Here is a 22948-nt window from a genome sequence, read left to right as displayed (position 1 = left end):
AGCACAAACCATGGTCCTGGTCTGTGCTACTACCTCTTTTAGGTATCTCCCTTATTATTGTTGAGGTGCGGATGGGGTTGAAATACTTTGTAATGCCTGTTCTGCCTCATTTGCATATTGATTTTGAACGGCTAAATCACCTAATGCAACCATTCCTACTATTTGGTTATTCTCTATTACCGGCAAACGTCTAACTTGCTGCTGTGCCATTAAAGTTGCCGCTTGATGAACATCCATATCAGGTGTTCCTTGAACAATTTGCTGTGCAGTCATGACTTGAGAAATCGGTGTATTTGCATCTTGTCCTTGTGCTGTCGTACGGAGGGTAATATCACGATCTGTTACAATTCCAGTCATTTGTCCACTGCTATTTACTACTGGAATCGCTCCGATATTATACTGGCTCATTAATGCTGCAGCTTCCTTTACTGTTTGCGTGTCGTTAACCTTAAGAACATTTGCTGTCATGATATCTCTTAAATACTGTGCCATGATATTACCTCCAATTATATTTCTCCTTTATAGGATGGGGAATACGGGCAGTTTTATTCGTGGTAAGTTTCGCCTTGTTAGATTGAGGGGCGGTGAGGACCGTCTGGGTGGCACGGTGACCGTTTGAGGTGCGCTGGCGACCGTTTGAGGTGTGCTAGCGACCGTCTGAAGGGCGCGGCGACCGTTTGAAGCGTGCTGGCGACCGTCTGGGGAAGCGCGGCGACCGTTTGAGTGGTGCTGCCGATCGTTTGGTGGGACAGGAACATTGTCCCGAACAACCTCTACAGTAATTGGTTTAGTGCGCCTTCCCAGATAAAAAAGCGTCTTCCTGTATTAGGAAGGCGCCAATTCAATGTATCAGATAATCTCATAATTTTTATGTCCAATAACTGTCTTATTCCCTTCAAATTTCAGTTCGGTAGTATTTTCAGTAACCGATACCATCACTGAATTCTGATAAATCTTTTCGACAATTCCCTTTACACCAGACTTAAATGATATCTCATCACCGATTCCTGCAACATTAGCTATTTCCAATGTATGTCCCACCTTTTTCATTAAGTATATGTTGGATATTATTTTTTATTTTTAAATTTAACATCCAACTTGAAAACATCATATTTAATTTCTCCTGTTTTAGGATTATAATTCAATATTAACTTAGAAATATGAAGGCAGTTTAAAGAAGAGATTATAATTTCTTTACAATTTCTGATGCTTTAGTTTGGTTTTTGTATTGTTAACGCATCGAATGCATCCCAAAATAGCTCCTTTTAAAATCACACACAACAGTTTAACTTACATAAACCTTTGCTTATATATTCCTCCTTGTACTAATCAGAAAATAGAACGAAATTTTTTTAAAATATAGGGGATTATATCTTGTGTATGTGTATGAGGAGGATCAACATGGTAGAGTCGAAAAAAGAAGAGAAGAAAAATATGAAGTGGTGGCAATTATCTTTATTTGGGGTTGGTTGTACGATTGGTACTGGCTTCTTTTTAGGTTCCAGTATCGGTATCGGACAAGGCGGGCCGTCTATTGTAATAGCATTCGTTTTGGCTGGAATCGCTACCTATATTGTTTTCGATTCGTTAGCCAAATTAACGGCAAGCCATCCTGAAAAGGGAGCATTCCGCACCTATGCCAAACAAGCTTATGGACGCTGGGCCGGGTTTAGTATTGGATGGATGTATTGGTTTGCAGAGATATTAATTATGGGGAGTCAGCTTACCGCACTGTCTATTTTTTCACGCTTTTGGTTTCCGAATATCCCATTATGGTTATTTGCAATTGGATATGCGATCCTCGGTCTTTTTGTTTTATTGGTTGGTGCAAAGAAATTAACGAGTATTGAAAATATATTTGCCGTGATAAAGCTTGCTGCAATCATCATGTTTATCGTCATAGCTGGAGCATTTGTTTTTGGTTTGTTTGATGGGGTAGAAAAGTTACATATCCCCAGTAGCATGGGCGAGCTCTTTCCTACAGGATTCACGGGGTTTTGGGCAAGTTTGATTTTTGCCTTCTATGCATTCGGAGGCATCGAGGTTATGGGCCTGATGGCAGTTGAATTAAAGCAACCGAAAGAAGCCCCGAAATCCGGCAAAGTAATGATTTTATCGCTTGTCACGATTTATACGATCGCATTGGCTTTGGCATTACTTTTAGTGCCATGGGATGTGTTTAATACGGATGAAAGTCCATTTATCGTTGCGCTTGCCGACTTTGATTTAGGATTTGTCCCACATATTTTCAATGGTGCTTTGATAGTTGCCGGTTTCTCCACGATGGTTGGGTCCTTCTATGGCGTAACGACGATTCTCGTTTCATTAGCCCAGGACGAAGATGCCCCTTCCTTTTTTGCAAAAGAGGGAAAACTGGCTGTACCCGTTCCTACCTTAGGTTTACTTATTATCGGAATTGCCGGTTCTATCGTAATGTCTCTCGTACTTCCGGAAAAAATATATACCTATGTAACAACAGGTGCCGGCTTAATGCTTCTTTACAATTGGCTATTTATTATTCTTTCCGCCAGAAAGTTACAAAAGGAAAAAATAAAGGGCCGAATCAAATACTACGTTGGGATCATATTCCTGCTTGCAGGTATTAGCGGTACATTGATCGATAAAACAAATCGAACGGGCCTTTTTATTAGTCTAGGAATTGTCGGTCTAATCGGGATTTTTGCCTTTTTTATGAACAAAAGATGGAAAAAAGAAGCGAAGGGCCATTAATGATGGAATAACAATAAGATCCCCTGCCATCCAAAGAAAAGCCCAAACCCAATGAGTGCCAAACCGGAAATGACTGCGATGCCCGTAAGAATGCGTTCGTTAAGTAATTTCCGGAAGCTACTTGAAACTGCTGCCATGAAAAAGTCCCACGTCAATAAACCAATAAAGATCGCACAACTATAAATAATCAAGGTTTGGGTTCCATAACTGGATGCTGCATTTGCGAGCACGGAACCATAAATACCTAACCAAAACAGGATCGTTAATGGATTGGTGATTGACATAATGAATCCAGCAAAAAATGATTTATATAAAGGCTCCACATACCTTTCATTACTAGCATTTTTTATTTCCTTGGCACTAATCATGCTTTCGATTCCCGTATAAATTAAAACAAAACCTCCAAATAACCATAAGAATGTTTTTACGAATGGAGTATCCAGGACATGGACAACCCCCATATAGACAATTAACATATAAAACGCATCCGCAGCAACAGCCCCCAGCCCCACAAACCACGCAGGGAAAAAACCGCCCTTAATTCCCCGATCCAATTGAGCTGCATTTACCGGACCAATTGGTGCTGCAAGTGATAACCCTAAAAGAATATAACTAAAAAAGATACCCATCATAAACACTCCCTCAATCTAAATACTTATATCTATACATATTCACAAAGGAGTGCTTGTACAACTAAAATATGGAACAGAGGGACAGGCACACTGTCCCAAATGCCTCTACAGTCATTGGTTTGCCATGCCTTCCTTCGTTATCCGAATTACTAAATTTGGCTGTATCCATAGGCATCCGGAAAGTTGTCATAACAGGCTCTATCCATAGTAATAGTCCAGTTCTTTTATTTGCTAAAACTATCCCCCATCCCCTATGATAAAAGAAAATTAATGAATATGTGTTTCACTTAGGAGGGGCCAAATATGGAAATTGGTATTACTACATTTGTAGAAACAACACCACATGTAGATACAGGTAAAGTAACTAGTCATGCTGAACGAATTCGTGAGGTAGTAGACGAAATTGTATTGGCGGATCAGGTTGGATTAGATGTATTCGGGGTCGGGGAGCATCATAGGAAAGACTATGCTTCTTCAGCACCGGCGGTAATCCTTGCTGGTGCTGCGTCAAAAACGAAACGAATCCGATTAACAAGTGCTGTGACTGTTTTATCTTCTGATGATCCGGTACGCGTTTTTCAGGATTTCTCAACCGTTGATGCGATTTCAAATGGTCGGGCAGAGATTATGGCAGGACGCGGTTCGTTTATTGAATCATTTCCATTATTCGGTTACGACCTCCAAGACTATCATGAGCTATATGAGGAAAAATTGGATTTATTATTAAATATATGTAAGTCGGAAATCGTCACCTGGAAGGGGAAGCATCGCCCGAGCATCGATGAGCGCGGCGTATACCCTAGACCCGAGCAGGATTCGCTGCCTGTCTGGATTGCCAGTGGAGGGACACCCGAATCAGTCGCAAGGGCCGGGGTGCTCGGACTACCGCTTGTGCTCGCAATCATTGGCGGAAGCCCACTTCAGTTCGCCCCGCTTGTTGAATTGTATAAGCGTACCGCAAAACGAAATGGACACGATCCATCCAAATTGACGGTTGCCTCCCATTCCCATGGATTTGTTGCAAAAAGTACGGAAGAAGCGGTAGAAAAATTCTTCCCTCCGACTGCTGCAGCAATGAATGTGCTTGGAAAAGAACGTGGCTGGGGTCCATACACCCGCTCGTCCTTTGATCATGCACGCAGCCTCGAAGGAGCTCTGTACACAGGAGATGTTAAAACAGTAGCGGAAAAAATTATCTTTTTACGAAAAAACGTCGGCATTACAAGGTTTATGCTACACGTCCCAGTTGGCTCCATGCCACATGAAGACGTCATGAAATCCATTGAATTATTAGGAACAGAAGTAGCACCTATTGTTCGTGCTGAAGTTGCAAAATGGGAAGAAACAGAGATTAAATAAATCATAATAATAATCCACAACTTTATAGAAAAGTTGTGGATTATTTTGCGCGTCGATTTTTTGTCATTAGATTCTGATTACTCAATACTATGTTGGGACGCGGTGTCTGTCCCCTTCGTCCCTCATCTTTTCGACAAACCGATTTCCCACTTCTTCTGTGGAGGAGTCCCCTCCTAAATCGGCTGTAAGATGTTTCGGTTCTTTCAGCATTTCTTTAATGGTTGTAAGCACAACCTCTCCCCATGCCTCTTCTCCAAAAAAGTCCAACATTTGACTAACGGACCAAATGGCTGCGATTGGATTTGCGATGCCTTTGCCTGCTATAGTTGGTGCGGATCCGTGGACAGGCTCAAACATCGATGGGAATTTCTTTTCCGGATTCACATTTGCACCTGTTGCCAGACCTAACCCGCCGGTGATTGCCGCACCAATGTCTGTCAATATATCACCAAAAAGATTGGATGTGACAACAATCTCAAATCGTTCAGGATCTGTAACGAAATATAAACTTGCTGCATCAACAAGATACGAATAGGTCTGTACATCTGGATAGTCCTTACTTACTTCTTCGAAAACCTGATCCCAGAAAACCATCGAATAGTTCAAGGCATTCCCTTTACTAATACTTGTTAACGTTTTATTGCATTTCCGTGCTTCTTCAAAGGCATAACGAATGATTCGTTCCGTACCTTTTCTCGAAAACACACCCGTCTGCAAAACTACTTCTTCTGGCTTTCCTTTAAACAACCAATCCCCTGCCCCAGCATATTCACCTTCACTGTTTTCACGAATCACAAGGAAATCGATATCCTTCTCCGTTTTGCCTTTTAATGGGGTCAAGGATTGATTTAATAGTTGAACTGGACGTAAATTGACATATTGATCAAACTGCTTTCTGATCTGTAAAAGAAGATCCCATAACGAGATATGATCAGGCACTCCTGGGTAGCCAACAGCTCCTAAATAAATAGCATCAAATTGCTGCAGTGTTTCTATTCCATCATCTGGCAGCATCTTTCCATGTTCCAGATAATACGTGCATCCCCATGGAAATTCTGTAAATGTAAAAGAAATCGAATCATCTATTTTTTCAATTGCCTTCAACACTTTCACACCTTCTGCCACAACTTCCGGTCCAATCCCATCTCCTGGTAATAGCGCAATATTGAATGTTTTCATCGTCTCCCCCACATCTGCTTTAAGCTTGTGTTCAAAAAGGTGCCAAATTAGAAGCAAGTGGGCGACTCAATTCGACGCTTATCATTTGGTAACTTTTTGAACAATATCTTTAAGTACTAAACATACACCCTCTGAATCCGTTCCATTAAACTTGCCACGACTTCATCTACAATACTATCCATCCATTCTGCTACTTCACGAGTTGAAATTTCTTCTTCCCCCTGGGTACCAATCAGAACAACTTCATCCCCAATACTTGCGTTTGGAATAGTTGTAACATTAATTAAGGTCTGATCCAGTGAAATGGTGCCAACAATTTTGGCTCTTTTTCCATTTACAAGCATTTCACCTTTCGTTGATAAGGAACGTTTGTAGCCATCGCCATGCCCGATCGGTACTATAGCAATTTTTTCAGTCGAAGTCGTAATATAGCCACCGCCATAGCCAACCGGAGTGTTTGGAGGAAGTGAGCGAACGTGAATAAGTTTGGATTTTAGCTTCATTACCCTTTTTAATGTCATGTCTTTTCTTTGCCGAAGTGCTGGATGATACCCGAATAATGCGACTCCAGGCCTCACCATATCCAAATGCATATCCGCTCTTTCTATAGCAATCGTAGACCCACCAACATGACGGATTGGAAAAATAAACCCGTGCTGCTTTAGCGTTGCTACTGTATTCTTAAATAAGTTAAATTGGCTTTCAGTTGTCACCCAATCTCCCTCATCCGCACTGGAAAAATGTGTGTAAATGCCCTCCCAATTTAAACCTGGTAGATGATAGCATGACTTACAAAAGTCGATCACCTGATGTGGACCAATACCGAACCGATGAAGTCCAGTGTCTAGTTTCAAATGTACATTTGCGATACGATTTTGCATTAAAGCTTCGTTACTGATGGCATATGCAAATCGTTCTGTCGAAATAGAAGCTGTCAAATTGTATGTCACACTATCTGTAACCTGCTCACTTGTGATCGAACTTAGTAAGAGGATTGGCGCTGTGATACCACTTTTACGGAGCAAAACCCCTTCTTCAACCGTTGTTACACCAAGCCATTCTGCACCTGCCCTTATAGCTTCCCGGCTTATTGGCACAATCCCATGCCCATAGGCGTTCGTCTTCACGACGGCAAGCAGCATGCTGTTTTTTAAACCCTTCTTTATACGCCTTACATTGTAATTAAAAGCAGTAAGATCGATCTCTGCAATCGTAGGGCTGTTTGATGGTATATTTAATGAATGAAGCAAAATACCGCCCCCTCAGGTAAAGTGAAACTTCATTCAGTAGGGGTTCCCTTCCTCCCCCACTGAATGTTAGTACCGCAAGGGTATGACCTAAAGGCCCTTGAACAGAATCGGACCTTTACGGGCAGGTGATCCCCCACTTATCTTTCTTCGTCCCCTTGAAATCTTGAAGTAGGGGTCTTATTGCCCGTTTAGGTGGGATAAAACGCAACTATCCATATTAAACTTCCTGTTCATAGAGTGCTCGAAACGCCTTCACTATTTTTTTCGTCACCTTCCCCGGGGAACCTGTTCCGATTGTATGTTCATCAACTTTTAAAATAGGAATAACATCCAATTTGGTTGCTGTTATAAAAACTTCATCCGCCTCTAGTAAGTCAGTAACTGTATATGTTTCTTCATGCAATTTTAAAGCTGACTCTTTGCAAATTTGCAGTACCTTTTTCCTTGTAATGCCGTTTAAAATAAAATTATTTGCTGGATGGGTATACAATTCACCATCTTTAACAATAAATACATTCGATGCACTTGCTTCTGTTACTGTTTCACCGCGGTGAAGAATTGCCTCTATCGCTTGATGTTCAACAGCTTTCTGCTTTGCCAGCACATTTGGAAGCAGGTTCAGTGTTTTAATATCACATCGCAACCAGCGGATATCCTCCGTAAGTATTGCAGTCGCACCTTGATTCTCGATCGTCGTCATGCGCTCCTCAGGTCTTGTATAGGCGATTGTCACTGGGGAGATATCATCAGCTGGAAATTCATGCCATCTTGGTGCTGCACCTCTTGATACTTGCATATAAATAATTCCTTCTTCTAGTTCATTAAGGCTAACCAAATCTTCTAATCTGTTTTTTAAGTTAGATATCGAACTTGGTAAGGTCAGTTGAACTTCCCGGGCACTTCTTTCTAAACGCTCCATATGTTCTGTGAGCAGTAAGGGTTTACCATCATAGACACCGATCACTTCATAGATCCCGTCACCAAATTGATAGCCTCGGTCTTCTATATTGATACAATCTCGCCGCTCCACAATTTGGTCATTCCATAACATCTTAGACACTATCAAATCGCCCCTTTCATTCTGACTAATTTAAGCTTGTGAACGATACTGATTCGCTATATCAATGATTACGGACGTATTCACACTGGAACCGCTAATAACAGCTACAACATGGGAACCTAGTTGGATTTTCTTATTTAAAATCGCCCCGATTCCAGCCGCAGCCGCACCTTCGATTACCATATGATGTTTATCAAGCATAAATGACATCCCACGAGCAATTTCCACTTCATTTACTAAGGCAATGTGGTCGGCAAAATTTTGCACCATCTCAAACGTGTATCGATTATTTAAACCAATTCCTCCTAGTAAACTATCTGCTAACGTATCCTTTTCTTCTATTTTAACTGGTTTGCCTTCCCTGATACTCTCATACATGGTTGCACCCATTAATGTCGACACCCCGATAAGTTGAATAGCTGGATCTGTTGACTTTAATGCAACACCTAAACCTGAAAGTAATCCCCCACCAGATAATCCTCCAATGACAGTATCGACTTCAGGTAAATCATCCAATATCTCTAGCCCAATTGTACCTTGGCCAGCAATGATATATGGATCATCAAATGGATGAATGACAGTTAGACCAAGTTCCCTTTCCAACTGATAACTACGCTGCTGGGCATCATCCTGTGTTTCACCATACACCTCTACCTGTGCCCCTATTTGTTTCAGTGCATCCACTTTTGCTTTTGGTACTCGGTTTGATATACAAATAATCGCCTTTATCCCTAATTGTTTAGCAAGATAAGCAACACTCAATCCAAAATTCCCAGTAGAAAATGTTGTTATACCACGTTTTTGTTCATCAGAAGTTAAACTTAGGATTTTATTCGTTGCACCTCTGATTTTAAAAGAACCACTCACATTAAGATTTTCCAGTTTCAAGTAAACAGATGTCTCAAGCATTTCTGACAGCTCAGGCGAATATACTAACGGGGACTTCTTTACAACGGATGCTATTCGCTTTCGGGCTTTCCAAATATCCCGCAATCCAACAGGTTGTTCTACCATCCACTCCCCCCTCATACAGTAAAATCACTCCGAATCAGGTGCAAAACTACTTAAAAATCGCTTCGCCACATCAACCATAATTGTTACTCCAACTGGTAAGACACGTTCATCGATATCAAAATACGGTGTATGGAGATCTCTATTTTTGCCATCAGAAACTTTACTGCCAAGGAAGAACATGGCACCTGGAACGACTTTTGTCATATGTGCAAAATCTTCTCCACCTAAACCAAAGGGTGTATTTAATACTTTAAAATGAGGATAAATAGATTTAATACTGTCTTTAATGTACTGATTAACTACCGGATCATTGTTTAAAGCAGGATCCTCACCCGTTATTTTTAATTGATAATCCCCTTCTAAAGCTTGCACCACAGAAAAGGCCTTTTCCAATTCTGTGTGCAACAGATTGCGGACATCCGGATGGTAGCTGCGTATCGTTCCCTTCAAGTGAATTTCAGATGGAATCACATTACTGGCTGATCCACCTTGAACACTGCCAATGCTAATGACTGCTGGTTCCAGCGGGGATACTTTACGCGCAACAATGCCGTGTAATGCCTGTAACACCGGCCCAAGCATCCAAATGGGATCAGTTCCGAGCTGCGGGTAGGCTCCATGTCCTCCAGTCCCTACAATGCTAGCTTCAAAAACATCCACATTGGCCATGCTGTAGCCGTCATGTACCTTCACCTCACCAAGTATATTTTCCGGACTCATATGAAGGGCAAGCACATAATCGACATTTTCTAAAGCTCCAGCTTGGATCATATAGGGTGCACCAGTTGATCCATGTTCATCTGCCATTTCCTCAGCTGGTTGGAACAAGAATTTTATCGTCCCTTGAAGTTCTCCATTTTGTAAACATTCACCAAGCAATGTGGCCGCACCTAAGGCAATCGCTGTATGTGCATCATGACCACAAGCATGCATCACACCTTCATGCTTTGACCTAAAATTATGATCATTTTCCTCCTGAATGGGTAGGGCATCCATATCAGCTCGAATAGCGATTGTTGCCCCTGAACCAGATGAGAGCGTGCCGACAATCGCTGTCGGATATCCTACCCCTCTTTCCACCTTCATTCCAGGTATTTTTTCTAACATCTGTGCAACAAACTGGGATGTCTCTATCTCCTGAAAGCTCAACTCTGGATACATATGTAGTCTGCGCCGCCACTCAATCAGCTGTGAAGACATTTTTTCTGCCTGAAGATGAAGTTTATTACTCACAAAGAATCCCCCTTCTAAAAAGAAAGGAGCTAGATAAAACCAACCCCTTCCTTTACTAATAAGATGCCCTTTAATTTTTAGCTCACCTTATTCCATTCCAATTGAAACGTACTGTGACTCCACAAAAGCGTCGATCCCCTCATGTCCGCCTTCTCTCCCAATCCCACTTTGCTTCATTCCTCCGAAAGGAACCTGTGCAGCAGATGGAGCGCCGTCATTCCAGCCAACAATTCCGTATTGTAGCTGTTCGATTACACGGGTGCCACGTGCAACATTCTCTGTGAAAACATATGCAGCCAGACCATATGGCGTATCATTAGCTAGCTTAATCGCCTCTTCCTCTGATTCTACTTTTTGAATAGGTGCAACAGGACCAAACGTTTCCTCCTGCATCATAACCATCGTTTGATCGACATCCTTGATTACGGTTGGTTGAAAGAAAACGCCTCCATCATTCGTAATCGGTTTACCACCTGTTACAACGGTTCCTCCTTTCGTTACAGCATCCCGTACATGACGTTCTACCTTATCCAAACCTGCCTTATTAATTAATGGGCCGATATCGACGGATTCATCAACACCATTACCAACTTTTAATTTCTCCACTGCGTTGGCAAACTTCTTCACAAATTGATCATACACACCTGATTGAACGTAAATCCGGTTGGCACAGATACATGTTTGACCAGCATTTCTGAATTTAGAAGCCATGACAGCTTTAACTGCTACATCAACATTCGCATCGTCTAAAACGATTAGTGGAGCATGCCCACCAAGTTCCAATGACAACCGCTTCACTTGATCAGCACTTTGCCGAATGAGAATTTTCCCCACTTCCGTTGAACCAGTAAATGTAATTTTACGAACCTTTTCATTTTCCATAATTTCCTTCGCTATTTTCGTTGAAGATCCTGTGACTAAGTTAACAACACCTTTTGGAAAACCGGCCTTTTCACATAACTCCATTAATTTAATAGCGGTTAACGGGCTTTCACTGGAAGGTTTCACCACAACCGTACAACCGGCAGCAAGCGCTGGCCCCATCTTTCGTGTCAACATGGCAGCAGGGAAATTCCATGGTGTGATTGCCGCTACAACACCAACAGGTTTCTTCCAAACTTGCAGTCGCTTACCACTCACATGTGTTGGGATCGTCTCCCCGTAAATACGTTTTCCTTCCTCAGCAAACCATTCGATAAAAGAAGCAGCGTACTTCACTTCTCCTCTTGATTCATGGATTGGCTTCCCCATTTCTAATGTCATGAGTTGTGCGAGCTCTTCTTCGTTATCCAATAGGAGCTGATGCCACCGCTTCAAATATTCTGCTCGTTCATAAGCGGTAAGCCTTGACCATGGCTCAAAAGCAACGTGCGCAGCAGCAATCGCTTTTTCGGCTTCTGCCTTTCCTCCATTCGGTACGGTTCCTACCTGACCGCCATTAGCTGGGTTAGTGACACTTAATGTATCAAGCTCTTCTCCAACCCACTCCCCATGAATATGCATTAAATAGTTATTCATTTCCAGATTCACTCCGATCTGTGATTAGAAAACTAAGGCTCTCGCCAAGCCTTTAGGCGTATGCTCAGGAGCCCGCATTTATGCAGTAAGAAGTTATTTATACTTTCTTAACTGCCAAGTACAGCCTCTATTGATTCTTCTAAAATTGCCAATCCTTCACTCAACTGCTCATCTGTAATTACGAGTGGCATTAGTAGGCGAATAACATTGTCATGCACACCTGCTTTTAATGTAATCAGTCCACGTTGATGTGCCTCTTTTAGTATGTGATTGCTCAATTCCTTTGCTGGTGTTTTACTCTCTCTATCTTCCACGAACTCTAATGCACACATTGCACCAAGTCCCCGGTAATCACCAATCACATCAAATCGATCGTACATCTTTTTAAATCGATCCATTACTTTTTCACCAATGATTGCAGCACGTTCATTCAGCTTTTCTTTTTCCATGATATCCAGAACTGCAATTCCCGCCCGACACCCAAGTGGACTGCCACAATACGTACCACCCAATTCACCTGGTTTCGCTGTATCCATCACTTCTTCCCGACCGATCACACCACTAATTGGCAATCCCGCAGCCATTGATTTCGAAATAGCAATAAGATCAGGCTCCACCCCATAATGCTCCATGGCAAAGTATTTCCCTGTACGACCAAAACCAGTTTGGATCTCATCTGCAATAAACAAGATGCCATGCTGTTTACAAAGTTCGTATACCCCTTGCACAAATGCTTTATCCGGTATAATAAAACCACTCTCTCCTTGAACGGGTTCCATAATGAAAGCCGCCACAAGGCTCGGGTCAACCTCACTTATGAAAAAATTCTCCACTTCTTTTAGCATATGCTTCGTATATGCGTCTTCATTCATCGATTCCGGACGGCGATATGCATAAGGAAACGGTGCACGGTAAATTTCCGGTGCAAATGGTCCGTATTCATATTTAAATGGGCGCACCTTACCTGTTAATGACATTCCCATTAACGTACGTCCATGGAACCCACCGGAGAATGAAACGATTGCTTGACGATTCGTATATTTACGAGCTATTTTCACTGCATTCTCAACAGCCTCAGCACCACTGTTCAAAAACATGACTTTCTTTTTAAAATGACCTGGAGCAAGTGCTGCTATTTTTTCAGCGAGTTCGATGTACGAATCGTACATCATCACATTAAAACCTGTATGAATATAGCGATCAACCTGGTCATGTAAAGCACTTACAACCGTATCGTGACTATGCCCAACATTGATTGTTCCAATTGCCCCTGCAAAATCGATAAAACGATTGCCATCCACATCTTCCAGCAATGCACCTTTTGCACTATCAACAAAAGTCGGAATCCCGTAACCTACCCCTTGTGGCACAACATCATGTCTCCGGTCCAGCAATACTTTAGCCTTTGGACCAGGTAATTCGGTTTGAACGTAAGCAAATTTTTTACTCATTGATGAAGCCTCCTCTTTTCGGTTATACTCTGTTAGATCTAAGCGTATTTTCCATAAAGTGAGTACATCTATAGTCAATGCGGGTGGACTGGATACCCCGCATTAGGCTTGCATATGCTTTTGTTCTAAACCCCAACTGATTTTGCCTCCACATACTTAATATGAGTCTCCACTTTTTCATTAATTAATTGCACATCTTTTGAAATCAAGGCATTGAGTAATTCTCTATGTTCATCATAAAATGATTGATGACTGGAATATAATTGATCGAGGTTCATGAGGAATGTTCTGATTTGAACTTGAAGGGAATCATATATTTTAATAATTCGTGAATTATTACTATATCTAACAACATAGGAATGAAATTGCATATCAAGATCAAACAGGTCATTCCAGTTTTTTTCTAAAACTTTCTCCCGCATTTTTTCCGTAATCTCTTCCAGATCCTCAAATTGCTTACTCTCTAAGCGTGGTATTGCATGTGTGAAAGCATGCGTTTCGATTAATGTTCTGAGTTCAATAATTTCAGCCACGTCTTGTTCCGTGAGGTTTGCTACATATGTACCTTTTCGTGCTTTGCTGATTACTAATCCTTCCATTCCAAGAATCTTAAATGCTTCTCTAATCGTGCTCCTGCTTACATCGAATGCTTCCGCCAGATCACTTTCAAGTAACCGCTCGCCAAACGCAATCTCTTTATTCCAAATTTTTCTCTTTAGCCGATCCGCAATAAGCTGACTTAGTGGTTCTTGAACGATGAAACTGTCTATATCCATCTACAGAACATCCTTCCTTGTTTCATGTCGATTGTCGACATTACCTAGCTTTATAATAAATCAGATTATTCTGAATGTCAATCTACATTTTAACTTTTCTGAATTTTATATTTATAATGCGTTGTTCAAAAGGGAGGATAAAAAGGACCGAGAAGTTCGAGGCTGCGTAGCTTTGAGGAACGGAACGTATGCAATTAATACGTGAGTACCGGAAAACAAGCATTCGTGCGAAATTCGAAGCGTCATTTTTACCGGAATTTTTGAATATCCTCTTATATTGACTTTTGCAACTATTGTATCTATTTTAGGGGTAGTTACTTTACTTACTTTATTCAGAATGGAGGAATTAAATGAAGAAAAAAGTCATTGCATATAACCGTGTCGAGAAGCCTGTATTGGAAGCATTACAAAAAAAGTACGATGTGACATTTTTTAAGAATATCGATACACAAAATGACCTGGATTTTTTGAAAAAATTAAGCGAAGTGGAAGGCATTATTGGATTGGAACTTCCCGTTGACAAAAAACTATTAGACCATGCACCACATTTGAAAATTATAAGTAACGTCTCTGTCGGTTACAACAATCTGGACATGGAAGAACTAACCAAAAGAAACATTATGGCTACAAACACACCGGATGTACTTACAGATACGGTGGCAGACACAGTATTTGGGATTCTTATCGCAACCGCAAGGCGAATCCCGGAATTGGATCAATTGGTTAAAAGTGGTGGATGGATAACGGAATCGATTGAACCTGAATACTTCGGCATGGATGTTCATCATAAAAAATTAGGTATTATAGGTATGGGACGCATCGGTCAAGCAATCGCTAAGCGTGCACATTTCGGATTTGATATGGAAATTTTGTACCATAGCAGAAGCCAAAAGCCAGATGTCGAGGACAAATTTGATGCGACCTATTGTACACTTGATGAACTTTTGGCCAAATCCGATTTTGTTTGTCTCATTACGCCACTGACGTCGGAAACCGTGGGACTTATAGGTAAACGTGAATTTCAGTTAATGAAAAAAACGGCAATTTTCGTTAACGGATCACGGGGGAAAACAATCGTCGAACAGGATTTAATCGACGCTTTAAAAGGCGGTCAGATTGCTGCAGCTGGATTAGATGTTTTTGAAAAGGAACCGATTGAGCGACATAATGCCCTATTACATATGAAGAATGTTGTTACAACACCACACATCGGTTCTTCCACACATGAGACCGAACTCAAAATGTCGGAGCTTGCTGCATACAATCTGGAAGCGGGGTTAAATGGACAGAAACCACCGAATCTAGTCACACAACCTCTATAAAATAATCTTTTTAGCCGTAACACGAATTGTGATACGGCTATTTTATCGTTTAAATATGGCAGTCCGTCTACTTCCGTGATAACTTGCAACTAGTAAACTCTCCAACACTTGGAAACTATGTATGCAGAGAGGGATTCTCTCCCTCTTCTCTCCTGCACGCTCCAATTTATGCAAGCCGGATATTTGGTTTAACGAACAGCTCTCTTGGAAAATTGGCAAGCACTTCACAGCCCGTTTCCGTCACGCGAAATGATTCACTGATTTCCATCCCAACATGCCCCAAATCAATTGTAGGAATCATATGGAAAACCATATTCGGTTCCAATACCGTACGATCACCCGGCCTTAAACTAGCCGTATGCTCACCCCAGTCTGGTGGATAGTTCAGACCGGTAGAATAACCAATACGAGATTCCTTCTTCAAACTATTTTTTTCAATCGATTTTCTCCAGGCTAATTCAACTGCTTCACAAGTAATGCCAGGTTTAACTACATCCAACGCCGTGTTTAATCCTTCAATAACAACCTCACTTAATCGTTGTATTTCTTCATTTGGCATGCCGATTACAGCAGTACGTGCGAGTGGAGAATGATAACGCTTATGACAACCGGCCAATTCAATAATAATCGGATTCCCTTCCTTAAACGTTTCATCTGTCCACGTCAAATGACATGCAGAGGTTTTTTTACCTGTTGGTAATAGTGGTACGATGGATGGATAGTCACCACCATATTCATCCATTCCACTTATTTGTGCATGCGATATACTCGCTGCGACATCACATTCCCTGACACCATTATTTAAAGTATCGAATGCTACTTGCATTGCCTTTTCAGAAATTTTGGCAGCCTTTTTAATATAGTCAATTTCTTGATCCGATTTAATGATACGAATCCAATTAACCATATTGGTACCATCTTTAAATGAAGCATTTTTTAACCCTTGCGTTAGCCGAATATAGCATTGAGCCGTAAAATAGTAAGCATCAAGTTCCACAGCAATGGTTGTTTTATCTCGTTTATTCCCTTTCAAAAAGTCACAAACAAAGTCCATTGGATGTCTCACTGTCGAATGAACATAGTTATCTGGATAGGGGTAAATATGCGCTTCATCCAACCAAGTTGTATACCTGGCAGCATTCGCATCAAGCCCCCGACCAATCCAGTATGGCTGTTCCTCATCAATTATAACAACGAGTAACTGGTGTACATAAAAGGACCACGCATCATACCCGCTCAAATAGTTCATATTTGCTGGGTCTGTCACTAACAACACATCAATACCCTCAGACGCCATTCTTTGTTTTGTTTTTTTCAGTCTCTCTTGAAACTCTTGTTTAGGAAACGCTAACATATAGCATCCCTTCCTCTCGTACTCAATTAAGTAACGCGCTAAGGAAAGCGCTTACTTTAAATCCCATCTTACTTTAAATTATGCCGATTGACGACATTGTATTATACACATTATATTCCGCAGACTTTAAAACGGGACAGGGGGGACAGGCACTCTGTCCCGAATACATCACAATAATTTGTACAGAAGGACAAGTATGTTGGTCCAGTGACCGAACGAGGAATCTCCCACTGTGTTCGGGACTTCATAACCTTAATGAGTGACCGAACGAGATTTCTCCCACTGCTTTCGGGACTTCATAACCTTAATGAGTGACCGAACGAGATTTCTCCCACTGCTTTCGGGACTTCATAACCTTAATGAGTGACCGAACGAGATTTCTCCCACTGCTTTCGGGACTTCATAATCTTAATGAGTGACCGCGGGACTTAGGGACAGGCACTCTGTCCCTAATACATCACAACAATTGGTCCGTGAGTCTTCCCTCTCTGTATCTATCAAGGCAGAAGGAATATCCCCCCTCACATCAATCAACCCGATGAATCACACTCTTAGATATTCCAGTTATCCTTGACAGTTGTCTCAGTGATATACCGTTCATCGCCTTCAGTTTTGCTAATATATCATTTCTATTTTTTCTGTTCATTTTCTGTAGAATGCTTTTGTTTGGAATTCCTAATTGAAAAAGAATTTCCCTTATTTCATCATCCGATTTTTTATCTATGAATGTATCTTCTAGACATTGATCATCATTAGGTTGCTGCATATATTCAATATACAATCTCTTCGCTTTATTTCTATCTGTAGAAAATAAATCAAGCCCGAAATCAATATCTACCATATGAACTTGTTGGGTATATTCGGTTATACTCGTCCATTTTGTTGCAAATGTGTTATTTGCTAAACCTGCTTTAACTGGGTTTTGATGTATGTAACGAAGAACGGTTAGAAAATATGCAGCATTTTCGACATTTTCCCCTTTGAATCTTCCTTGGAATAAATGCCCAGAGCGCTCATATTTCATATTATACCAATATACATAGCTGGAACTAATTCGCTTGATAGCTTCCGAAATGCTTTCATCCGTCTCTCTTAATAACAAATGAACATGATTATCCATTAAACAGTAACCATAAATCTGGTAATTACATATCTCTTTGTACTTTTTTAATGTTTCTAGAAATCTCTTCTTGTCCTCATCATCCTCAAAAATGGTTTGTCTATTAATACCTCTCACCATAATATGATAGATACCGCTGCCGCTTTTCCTTCTTGGTCCTCTTGGCATCTGCAAATCACCTCGTAGTGGAATATTTTAGTGCATTCTTTTTATGTAATCTATTTGTACTCGAGTATCCTCTATTTCTTCACCTCGACACTAGCCAGAACCGTTGCCAAAGTCCCTATCATTTCATTTACTTTGATAAGTATAAGTTAATAGAAATCTCAAACCTTTGTCAAAACTCCAAAATTCAAAAATCAAATGGATATAAGTGAGTAAAATTCAATTATGTATAGGGGAAAATTGAATTTTAAGGGCTTTCAAATGCATCAAAATTCAATTTTGGAGATTTTTTACGAAAAAATACCAAGTGTCTCTAACATTCCGTATAAGCCATAAAAAAAGTGGGACATGGTGTCTGTCCCCCCGTCTCATGTCCCCCCGTCTCAGCCCGGGACGAGGTGCCTGTCCCCTTGTCCTGAAATCTACATATCTTCGTGAACATTTTGTGAAGGATTTATCAAAGTATTGTTTTTTTGGTTTCCGAATAATATTATGTTAAATTATGAGCATTTTATTACTGCTAAATAAATAAATAAATTACAAGATTAATAGAAAGGGGTATATAGATGAAGTTTAAATGGATTGTTTTAACATTCATGATTACTATTGCCACAGTTTTAGCAGGTTGTGAACCTTTACTCGTTTTAGACCCTAAAGGTCCCCAGGCTGAAACAACTGCCAATGTTATTTGGATATCGATTATTACAATGGCAGTCATTGTTATTGTCGTAATTGCTATGTTAGTCAATATGCTTGTAAAATATCGTGCTTCCAAACAGCCCGTTGATTATGAACCACCACATATTGAAGGCAATCCAATTGTGGAAGGAATTATTGTAGGTATTCCTATTCTTATTGTAGCTTTTCTTTCCGTCGTATCGGTCATGTCAACTTACGCGGTCGAAGGTACACCTGAAGGATATGAAGAGCAGGAACCATTAGTTATTTACGCTTCTTCATCGAACTGGAAATGGCATTTCAGTTATCCGGAACAAGATATAGAAACGGTTAACTACCTATTTATTCCTACCAACCAAGCAATCGAATTCAGACTTTATTCTCACGGTACAATTAGTAGTTTTTGGATTCCACAGCTAGCCGGACAGAAATACGCCATGGCTGACATGGTCAATACACTAAATGTCGTGGCCGAGGAACCTGGTGAATATGTCGGTAGAAATGCAAACTTTAATGGTGAAGGTTTTGCGGAAAATACATTTAATGTTACCGCAATGCCACATGATGAATTCGATACTTGGATAGAAGAAATCCATGAAACTGCCGATCCGCTCACAGAGGAAAAATTCACTGAGCTATTGGAGCCCGGCCATCTTGGTCTAATGACATTCACTGGAACACACCAAGATTTCAAACCGGCACCTGAAGGCGAAAATGGCGGGCATGATCACGGTGCACCGAAAGAAAATGATACCGAATCAGATTCAGATGGAAACTCACATGATGAGCATTCCGAGAGTGAAGAAACTGATCACAGTAACCATTAAACGAAAAATATATTTTGTAATATAAACGAACAAACTCTCGAAAGGAGCTAACTAGATATGGAATTTTTTGAACGGTTCGCCATTCCCCATCCAAGTCCAATGATCTATGCCTCCATGGTTGCAATTGCTCTTGTAACAATCGCAATCGCTGTTGGTATCACTTACTTTAAAAAATGGGGCTATCTATGGAGTGAATGGTTAACAACAACAGACCATAAACGTATCGGTATCATGTATATCATATCTGCCCTGCTCATGCTTTTCCGAGGCGGCGCAGATGCAGTCATGATGCGTTTGCAAACAGCTGTACCTGAGAATGCGTTTCTCGATGCACAGCATTATAATGAAGTATTTACAACACATGGCGTTGTCATGATCATCTTCATGGCAATGGCATTTATTATCGGATTAATGAACTTTGTTATTCCATTGCAAATTGGAGCAAGAGATGTCGCATTCCCAAGACTGAATGCACTGAGCTTCTGGTTATATTTTGCTGGTGCCATGTTATTTAATATCTCATTTGTTATCGGTGGGTCACCTGACGCAGGTTGGACCAACTACTATCCGCTTGCAAACAATGAGTTCAGCCCTTCGGTTGGTGTAAACTATTACAACTGGGCACTGCAGATCTCGGGTATCGGTACACTGATGACAGGGATTAACTTTATCGTAACGATTTTGAAAATGAGAGCACCAGGTATGACCCTAATGAAGATGCCTATGTTTGTCTGGTCAGGACTAATCACGAACGTCATTATCGTTTTCGCTTTTCCTGTACTGACAATCGCTCTTTTAATGGGTACATTCGACCGTCAGTTAGGAACATTCTTCTTTGCAACAACAGACGGCGGTATGGATATGATGTGGGCCAACCTGTTTTGGATCTGGGGTCATCCAGAGGTTTACATTTTGATTCTGCCGGCATTTGGTATTTACAGTCAAATTATTTCGACGTTCTCCGAGCGTAATCTGTATGGATATAAATCGATGGTTGCCTCCATGGTACTTATCTCGCTTCTGTCCTTCCTCGTATGGCTGCATCACTTCTTTACGATGGGACAGGGAGCATTAACGAACAGTATATTCTCAGTCACTACGATGGCAATTGCCGTTCCGACCGGAATAAAAATATTTAATTGGCTGCTCACCATGTGGAAAGGGAAAATCAGGTTTACGACACCAATGATGTATTCCATCGCATTTATTCCACTTTTCACTATCGGTGGAGTTACAGGGGTAATGCTTGGAATCGCAAGTGCGGATTACCAGTATCATAATACAATGTTCCTTGTAGCCCACTTCCATAATGTTATTATTCCTGGTGTTGTCTTTGCAATGATTGCCGGATTAATCTACTGGTGGCCAAAAATGTTCGGCTTTATGCTGAATGAGAAAATTGGTAAATGGGCATTCTGGTTCATCACAGTCGGTTTCTGTTTCTCCTTCTTCCCAATGTATATTACAGGGTTGGATGGTCAAGCACGCCGGATGTACACGTACTCTGAATCAACTGGATTTGGACCATTGAACATGCTATCCTTCTTTGGAGCTGGCTTAATGGCAATCGGCTTTGCAGTTCTTGTTTACAATATCTATTACAGTTTCCGAAAATCACCAAGAAATATTGGAGACGACCCATGGAACGGCGGTCGTTCACTGGAATGGGCTACACATAACCCGGTTCCAGAATATAACTTTGCTGTAACACCGCATGTTATTTCATCTGAAGCACTTTGGGATCAGAAGAAACGTGGTCACCAAATATTTAGGGATAAGATAGAAAAAATCCATATGCCAAACAACACCGGATGGCCAATTATGGTGGCTGGTCTGTTCTTTGTCTTTGGTTTCTCGTTTATCTTTAATATCTGGGCTGGAGTAATTCTTTCGGCTATAGCAATCTTCGGTTTTATGGGTTACCGCTCCTTCGAAAAAGACGATGGACGCTATATTTCCGTAGAAGAAATTAAAGAAACAGAAGATAAATTTGGAGGTGCGAATAAATGAATGTAAATTCCACACAACCTCTTGAATACAGCACCGAACAAAATCGCCTGAATATATTAGGCTTCTGGATTTTCCTTGGGTGCGAAATTATGCTTTTCGCAACATTGTTCACTTCCTATTTTATCTATGAAAATCGTACAGGAAGCGGACCAGCTGGTGCAGAGATCTTTGAAATTACACCGGTTTTAATCGAAACAATCTTGCTATTAACAAGTAGTTTCACCATTGGCCTAGCCGTCAATGCGATGCGCTTAGGTCGTACGAAAGCAATGCTTGGATTCCTTGCTGTAACATTAGTCTTAGGTGCTGGTTTCCTAAGTGTTGAGATATATGAGTTCATTCATTATTATCATGTCGGAGCAACACTACAAACGAGCGCATTTACCGGCATGCTGCTCACGACTCTTGGAACACATGGAGCACACGTAGCGTTCGGTTTATTCTGGGGACTATTCATCTTCCTGCAAATTAAAAAACAGGGATTGACACCTCAAACAGCGAATAAATCATTTATATTCTCGCTATACTGGCATTTCCTTGACGTCATGTGGATCTTCATTTTCAGCTTTATTTACCTGAAAGGAATGATGTAGCATGAGAGAATTATTTCCAATGAAACAAGTCAATGGCTTTATATTTTCATTGCTGCTAACAGTGATCGCACTCAGTGTTTACTTCCTGGATATGTCATTCGAGCTTGGCATTACAATTCTGCTTATCACAGCATTCGTACAAGCCGGCGTACAGCTGATCATATTCATGCATGCAGGTGAAGGTGAAGATAGCAAGACAATCTATACAACCCTGTATTATGGAGTTTTTATTGCACTGGCAACCGTATTTGGTTCCCTGCTTGCAATGGTCTGGGGTTATTTCTAGGAAACATAGAAAAGGTCTGGTTCACTATGATGAACCAGACCTTTTTTTGCATAGATATAGAGTTGACTTGTAAACCAAAAGAGAATGCCCATCCCAGATGAACAGTCTCTTTATCATTATAATAACTGTCTCTTTCGGTTTTTCCCCTCATCAATCGTCTCCTCTGTAGCTACAAGGAAAATCCCCATGATGAAGATAAAGGTTGCACCCATTACAGTACCGATTCCAATGGCGGTTATCTCAGAGGAACCGCTTCCAAAAAACCCATAAAGAAATAGTGCTGTACCGATTGCCAATAATGTTGCACAAATAGAAGAAGTTGCTTTCAATAACTTTGCGTTCATTTCCATCCCAAACATCCCCTTTCTTTACATTATTCAATATGTTCACA

Annotated in this window: 21 protein-coding genes; 7 read left to right on the top strand and 14 right to left on the bottom strand. The window is 40.9% G+C overall.

Annotated elements, in window-relative coordinates:
• Positions 1–54 precede the first annotated feature (54 nt).
• On the bottom strand, positions 55–492 hold the full coding sequence (locus BV906_RS14090; RefSeq protein WP_087974276.1) for a CBS domain-containing protein: 438 nt from the start codon (positions 490–492) through the stop codon (positions 55–57).
• A 357-nt stretch (positions 493–849) separates the two neighbouring features.
• Positions 850–1029, bottom strand: a complete 180-nt coding sequence (locus BV906_RS14085) for a DUF2187 family protein (RefSeq protein WP_245844136.1) — start codon at positions 1027–1029, stop codon at positions 850–852.
• 372 nt (positions 1030–1401) lie between these two features.
• Here BV906_RS14085 and BV906_RS14080 point away from each other — a divergent pair, with 372 nt between their 5' ends.
• A complete protein-coding gene (locus BV906_RS14080; RefSeq protein WP_087974274.1) occupies positions 1402–2730 on the top strand; it encodes an amino acid permease in 1329 nt (442 codons plus the stop codon).
• Here the strand turns inward: BV906_RS14080 and BV906_RS14075 are convergent.
• Positions 2727–3359 (bottom strand): LysE family transporter, encoded by a 633-nt coding sequence (locus BV906_RS14075; RefSeq protein WP_087974273.1) that lies wholly within the window; start codon positions 3357–3359, stop codon positions 2727–2729. The two genes, BV906_RS14080 and BV906_RS14075, sit on opposite strands and share 4 nt — an antisense overlap.
• 306 nt (positions 3360–3665) lie before the next feature.
• Between BV906_RS14075 and BV906_RS14070 the strand changes: the two genes are divergently transcribed.
• Complete coding sequence (locus tag BV906_RS14070; protein ID WP_087974272.1) at positions 3666–4721, top strand: LLM class flavin-dependent oxidoreductase; 1056 nt, start codon at positions 3666–3668, stop codon at positions 4719–4721.
• An 87-nt stretch (positions 4722–4808) separates the two neighbouring features.
• Here BV906_RS14070 and BV906_RS14065 read toward each other — a convergent pair whose 3' ends face one another.
• The 8 genes from BV906_RS14065 to BV906_RS14030 all read right to left on the bottom strand — a co-directional run bounded on the left by BV906_RS14065 (position 4809) and on the right by BV906_RS14030 (position 14202).
• Complete coding sequence (locus BV906_RS14065) at positions 4809–5900, bottom strand: tartrate dehydrogenase (RefSeq protein ID WP_087974271.1); 1092 nt, start codon at positions 5898–5900, stop codon at positions 4809–4811.
• A gap of 116 nt (positions 5901–6016) precedes the next feature.
• Positions 6017–7150, bottom strand: a complete 1134-nt coding sequence (gene alr, locus BV906_RS14060) for an alanine racemase (RefSeq protein WP_087974270.1) — start codon at positions 7148–7150, stop codon at positions 6017–6019.
• Positions 7151–7367: 217 nt separating this feature from the next.
• Positions 7368–8201: a D-amino-acid transaminase gene (dat, locus tag BV906_RS14055; protein ID WP_342744395.1), complete on the bottom strand. Its 834-nt coding sequence runs from the start codon at positions 8199–8201 to the stop codon at positions 7368–7370.
• Positions 8202–8240: 39 nt separating this feature from the next.
• Complete coding sequence (locus BV906_RS14050; protein WP_087974269.1) at positions 8241–9224, bottom strand: pyridoxal-phosphate dependent enzyme; 984 nt, start codon at positions 9222–9224, stop codon at positions 8241–8243.
• Between the two features lie 24 nt (positions 9225–9248).
• Positions 9249–10457: a M20 metallopeptidase family protein gene (locus tag BV906_RS14045; protein ID WP_342744394.1), complete on the bottom strand. Its 1209-nt coding sequence runs from the start codon at positions 10455–10457 to the stop codon at positions 9249–9251.
• A gap of 87 nt (positions 10458–10544) precedes the next feature.
• Complete coding sequence (locus BV906_RS14040) at positions 10545–11975, bottom strand: NAD-dependent succinate-semialdehyde dehydrogenase (RefSeq protein ID WP_176330363.1); 1431 nt, start codon at positions 11973–11975, stop codon at positions 10545–10547.
• Between the two features lie 107 nt (positions 11976–12082).
• Positions 12083–13426 carry a 4-aminobutyrate--2-oxoglutarate transaminase gene (gene gabT / locus BV906_RS14035; protein WP_087974268.1) on the bottom strand — a complete coding sequence of 448 codons (1344 nt, stop codon included), beginning with the start codon at positions 13424–13426 and terminating at the stop codon, positions 12083–12085.
• A 125-nt stretch (positions 13427–13551) separates the two neighbouring features.
• On the bottom strand, positions 13552–14202 hold the full coding sequence (locus tag BV906_RS14030; protein ID WP_087974267.1) for a GntR family transcriptional regulator: 651 nt from the start codon (positions 14200–14202) through the stop codon (positions 13552–13554).
• A gap of 350 nt (positions 14203–14552) precedes the next feature.
• On the opposite strand from BV906_RS14030, the gene BV906_RS14025 reads away from it, so the two are divergent.
• Complete coding sequence (locus tag BV906_RS14025) at positions 14553–15524, top strand: 2-hydroxyacid dehydrogenase (RefSeq protein ID WP_087974266.1); 972 nt, start codon at positions 14553–14555, stop codon at positions 15522–15524.
• Between the two features lie 166 nt (positions 15525–15690).
• On the opposite strand, the gene BV906_RS14020 is transcribed toward BV906_RS14025, so the two are convergent.
• Both BV906_RS14020 and BV906_RS14015 read right to left on the bottom strand, forming a co-directional pair.
• Positions 15691–16878, bottom strand: coding sequence for a M24 family metallopeptidase (locus BV906_RS14020; RefSeq protein ID WP_087974265.1), 1188 nt, complete (start codon positions 16876–16878; stop codon positions 15691–15693).
• A gap of 526 nt (positions 16879–17404) precedes the next feature.
• Entirely contained in the window at positions 17405–18166 is a 762-nt protein-coding gene (locus tag BV906_RS14015) for a transposase (RefSeq protein ID WP_087974264.1), read from the bottom strand.
• Between the two features lie 563 nt (positions 18167–18729).
• Here BV906_RS14015 and qoxA point away from each other — a divergent pair.
• From qoxA to qoxD, 4 genes are read left to right on the top strand one after another with little or no spacing between them, the layout of a single operon-like run.
• The gene (gene qoxA, locus BV906_RS14010) at positions 18730–19668 is read left to right on the top strand and encodes a cytochrome aa3 quinol oxidase subunit II (protein WP_087974263.1); all 939 of its coding nucleotides are present in this window, start codon (positions 18730–18732) and stop codon (positions 19666–19668) included.
• A gap of 57 nt (positions 19669–19725) precedes the next feature.
• Positions 19726–21678 carry a cytochrome aa3 quinol oxidase subunit I gene (gene qoxB, locus BV906_RS14005; RefSeq protein WP_087974262.1) on the top strand — a complete coding sequence of 651 codons (1953 nt, stop codon included), beginning with the start codon at positions 19726–19728 and terminating at the stop codon, positions 21676–21678.
• Positions 21675–22271 carry a cytochrome aa3 quinol oxidase subunit III gene (qoxC, locus tag BV906_RS14000; protein WP_087974261.1) on the top strand — a complete coding sequence of 199 codons (597 nt, stop codon included), beginning with the start codon at positions 21675–21677 and terminating at the stop codon, positions 22269–22271. Before qoxB ends, qoxC begins: the two co-directional genes overlap by 4 nt.
• Before the next feature lies 1 nt (position 22272).
• Positions 22273–22557, top strand: coding sequence for a cytochrome aa3 quinol oxidase subunit IV (gene qoxD, locus BV906_RS13995; RefSeq protein WP_087974260.1), 285 nt, complete (start codon positions 22273–22275; stop codon positions 22555–22557).
• A 116-nt stretch (positions 22558–22673) separates the two neighbouring features.
• Here the strand turns inward: qoxD and BV906_RS13990 are convergent, their stop codons facing one another.
• Complete coding sequence (locus BV906_RS13990; protein WP_087974259.1) at positions 22674–22907, bottom strand: hypothetical protein; 234 nt, start codon at positions 22905–22907, stop codon at positions 22674–22676.
• Positions 22908–22948 lie beyond the last annotated feature (41 nt).

The sequence above is a fragment of the Oceanobacillus rekensis genome (genome assembly GCF_002153375.1).
GTDB lineage: Bacteria > Bacillota > Bacilli > Bacillales > Amphibacillaceae > Oceanobacillus > Oceanobacillus rekensis.
This window is presented reverse-complemented; position numbering and strand designations above follow the sequence as displayed.

Coding starts and splice junctions, on each gene's coding strand:
- BV906_RS14020 (WP_087974265.1), bottom strand. CDS start 16,878: ATGTTAGCGTTTCCTAAACAAGAGTTTCAAGAGAGACTGAAAAAAACA.
- BV906_RS13990 (WP_087974259.1), bottom strand. CDS start 22,907: ATGGAAATGAACGCAAAGTTATTGAAAGCAACTTCTTCTATTTGTGCA.
- dat (WP_342744395.1), bottom strand. CDS start 8,201: ATGTTATGGAATGACCAAATTGTGGAGCGGCGAGATTGTATCAATATA.
- BV906_RS14015 (WP_087974264.1), bottom strand. CDS start 18,166: ATGCCAAGAGGACCAAGAAGGAAAAGCGGCAGCGGTATCTATCATATT.
- qoxB (WP_087974262.1), top strand. CDS start 19,726: ATGGAATTTTTTGAACGGTTCGCCATTCCCCATCCAAGTCCAATGATC.
- BV906_RS14075 (WP_087974273.1), bottom strand. CDS start 3,359: ATGGGTATCTTTTTTAGTTATATTCTTTTAGGGTTATCACTTGCAGCA.
- gabT (WP_087974268.1), bottom strand. CDS start 13,426: ATGAGTAAAAAATTTGCTTACGTTCAAACCGAATTACCTGGTCCAAAG.
- BV906_RS14080 (WP_087974274.1), top strand. CDS start 1,402: ATGGTAGAGTCGAAAAAAGAAGAGAAGAAAAATATGAAGTGGTGGCAA.
- qoxC (WP_087974261.1), top strand. CDS start 21,675: ATGAATGTAAATTCCACACAACCTCTTGAATACAGCACCGAACAAAAT.
- BV906_RS14070 (WP_087974272.1), top strand. CDS start 3,666: ATGGAAATTGGTATTACTACATTTGTAGAAACAACACCACATGTAGAT.
- BV906_RS14040 (WP_176330363.1), bottom strand. CDS start 11,975: ATGAATAACTATTTAATGCATATTCATGGGGAGTGGGTTGGAGAAGAG.
- BV906_RS14050 (WP_087974269.1), bottom strand. CDS start 9,224: ATGGTAGAACAACCTGTTGGATTGCGGGATATTTGGAAAGCCCGAAAG.
- qoxD (WP_087974260.1), top strand. CDS start 22,273: ATGAGAGAATTATTTCCAATGAAACAAGTCAATGGCTTTATATTTTCA.
- BV906_RS14090 (WP_087974276.1), bottom strand. CDS start 492: ATGGCACAGTATTTAAGAGATATCATGACAGCAAATGTTCTTAAGGTT.
- qoxA (WP_087974263.1), top strand. CDS start 18,730: ATGAAGTTTAAATGGATTGTTTTAACATTCATGATTACTATTGCCACA.
- BV906_RS14030 (WP_087974267.1), bottom strand. CDS start 14,202: ATGGATATAGACAGTTTCATCGTTCAAGAACCACTAAGTCAGCTTATT.
- BV906_RS14065 (WP_087974271.1), bottom strand. CDS start 5,900: ATGAAAACATTCAATATTGCGCTATTACCAGGAGATGGGATTGGACCG.
- BV906_RS14025 (WP_087974266.1), top strand. CDS start 14,553: ATGAAGAAAAAAGTCATTGCATATAACCGTGTCGAGAAGCCTGTATTG.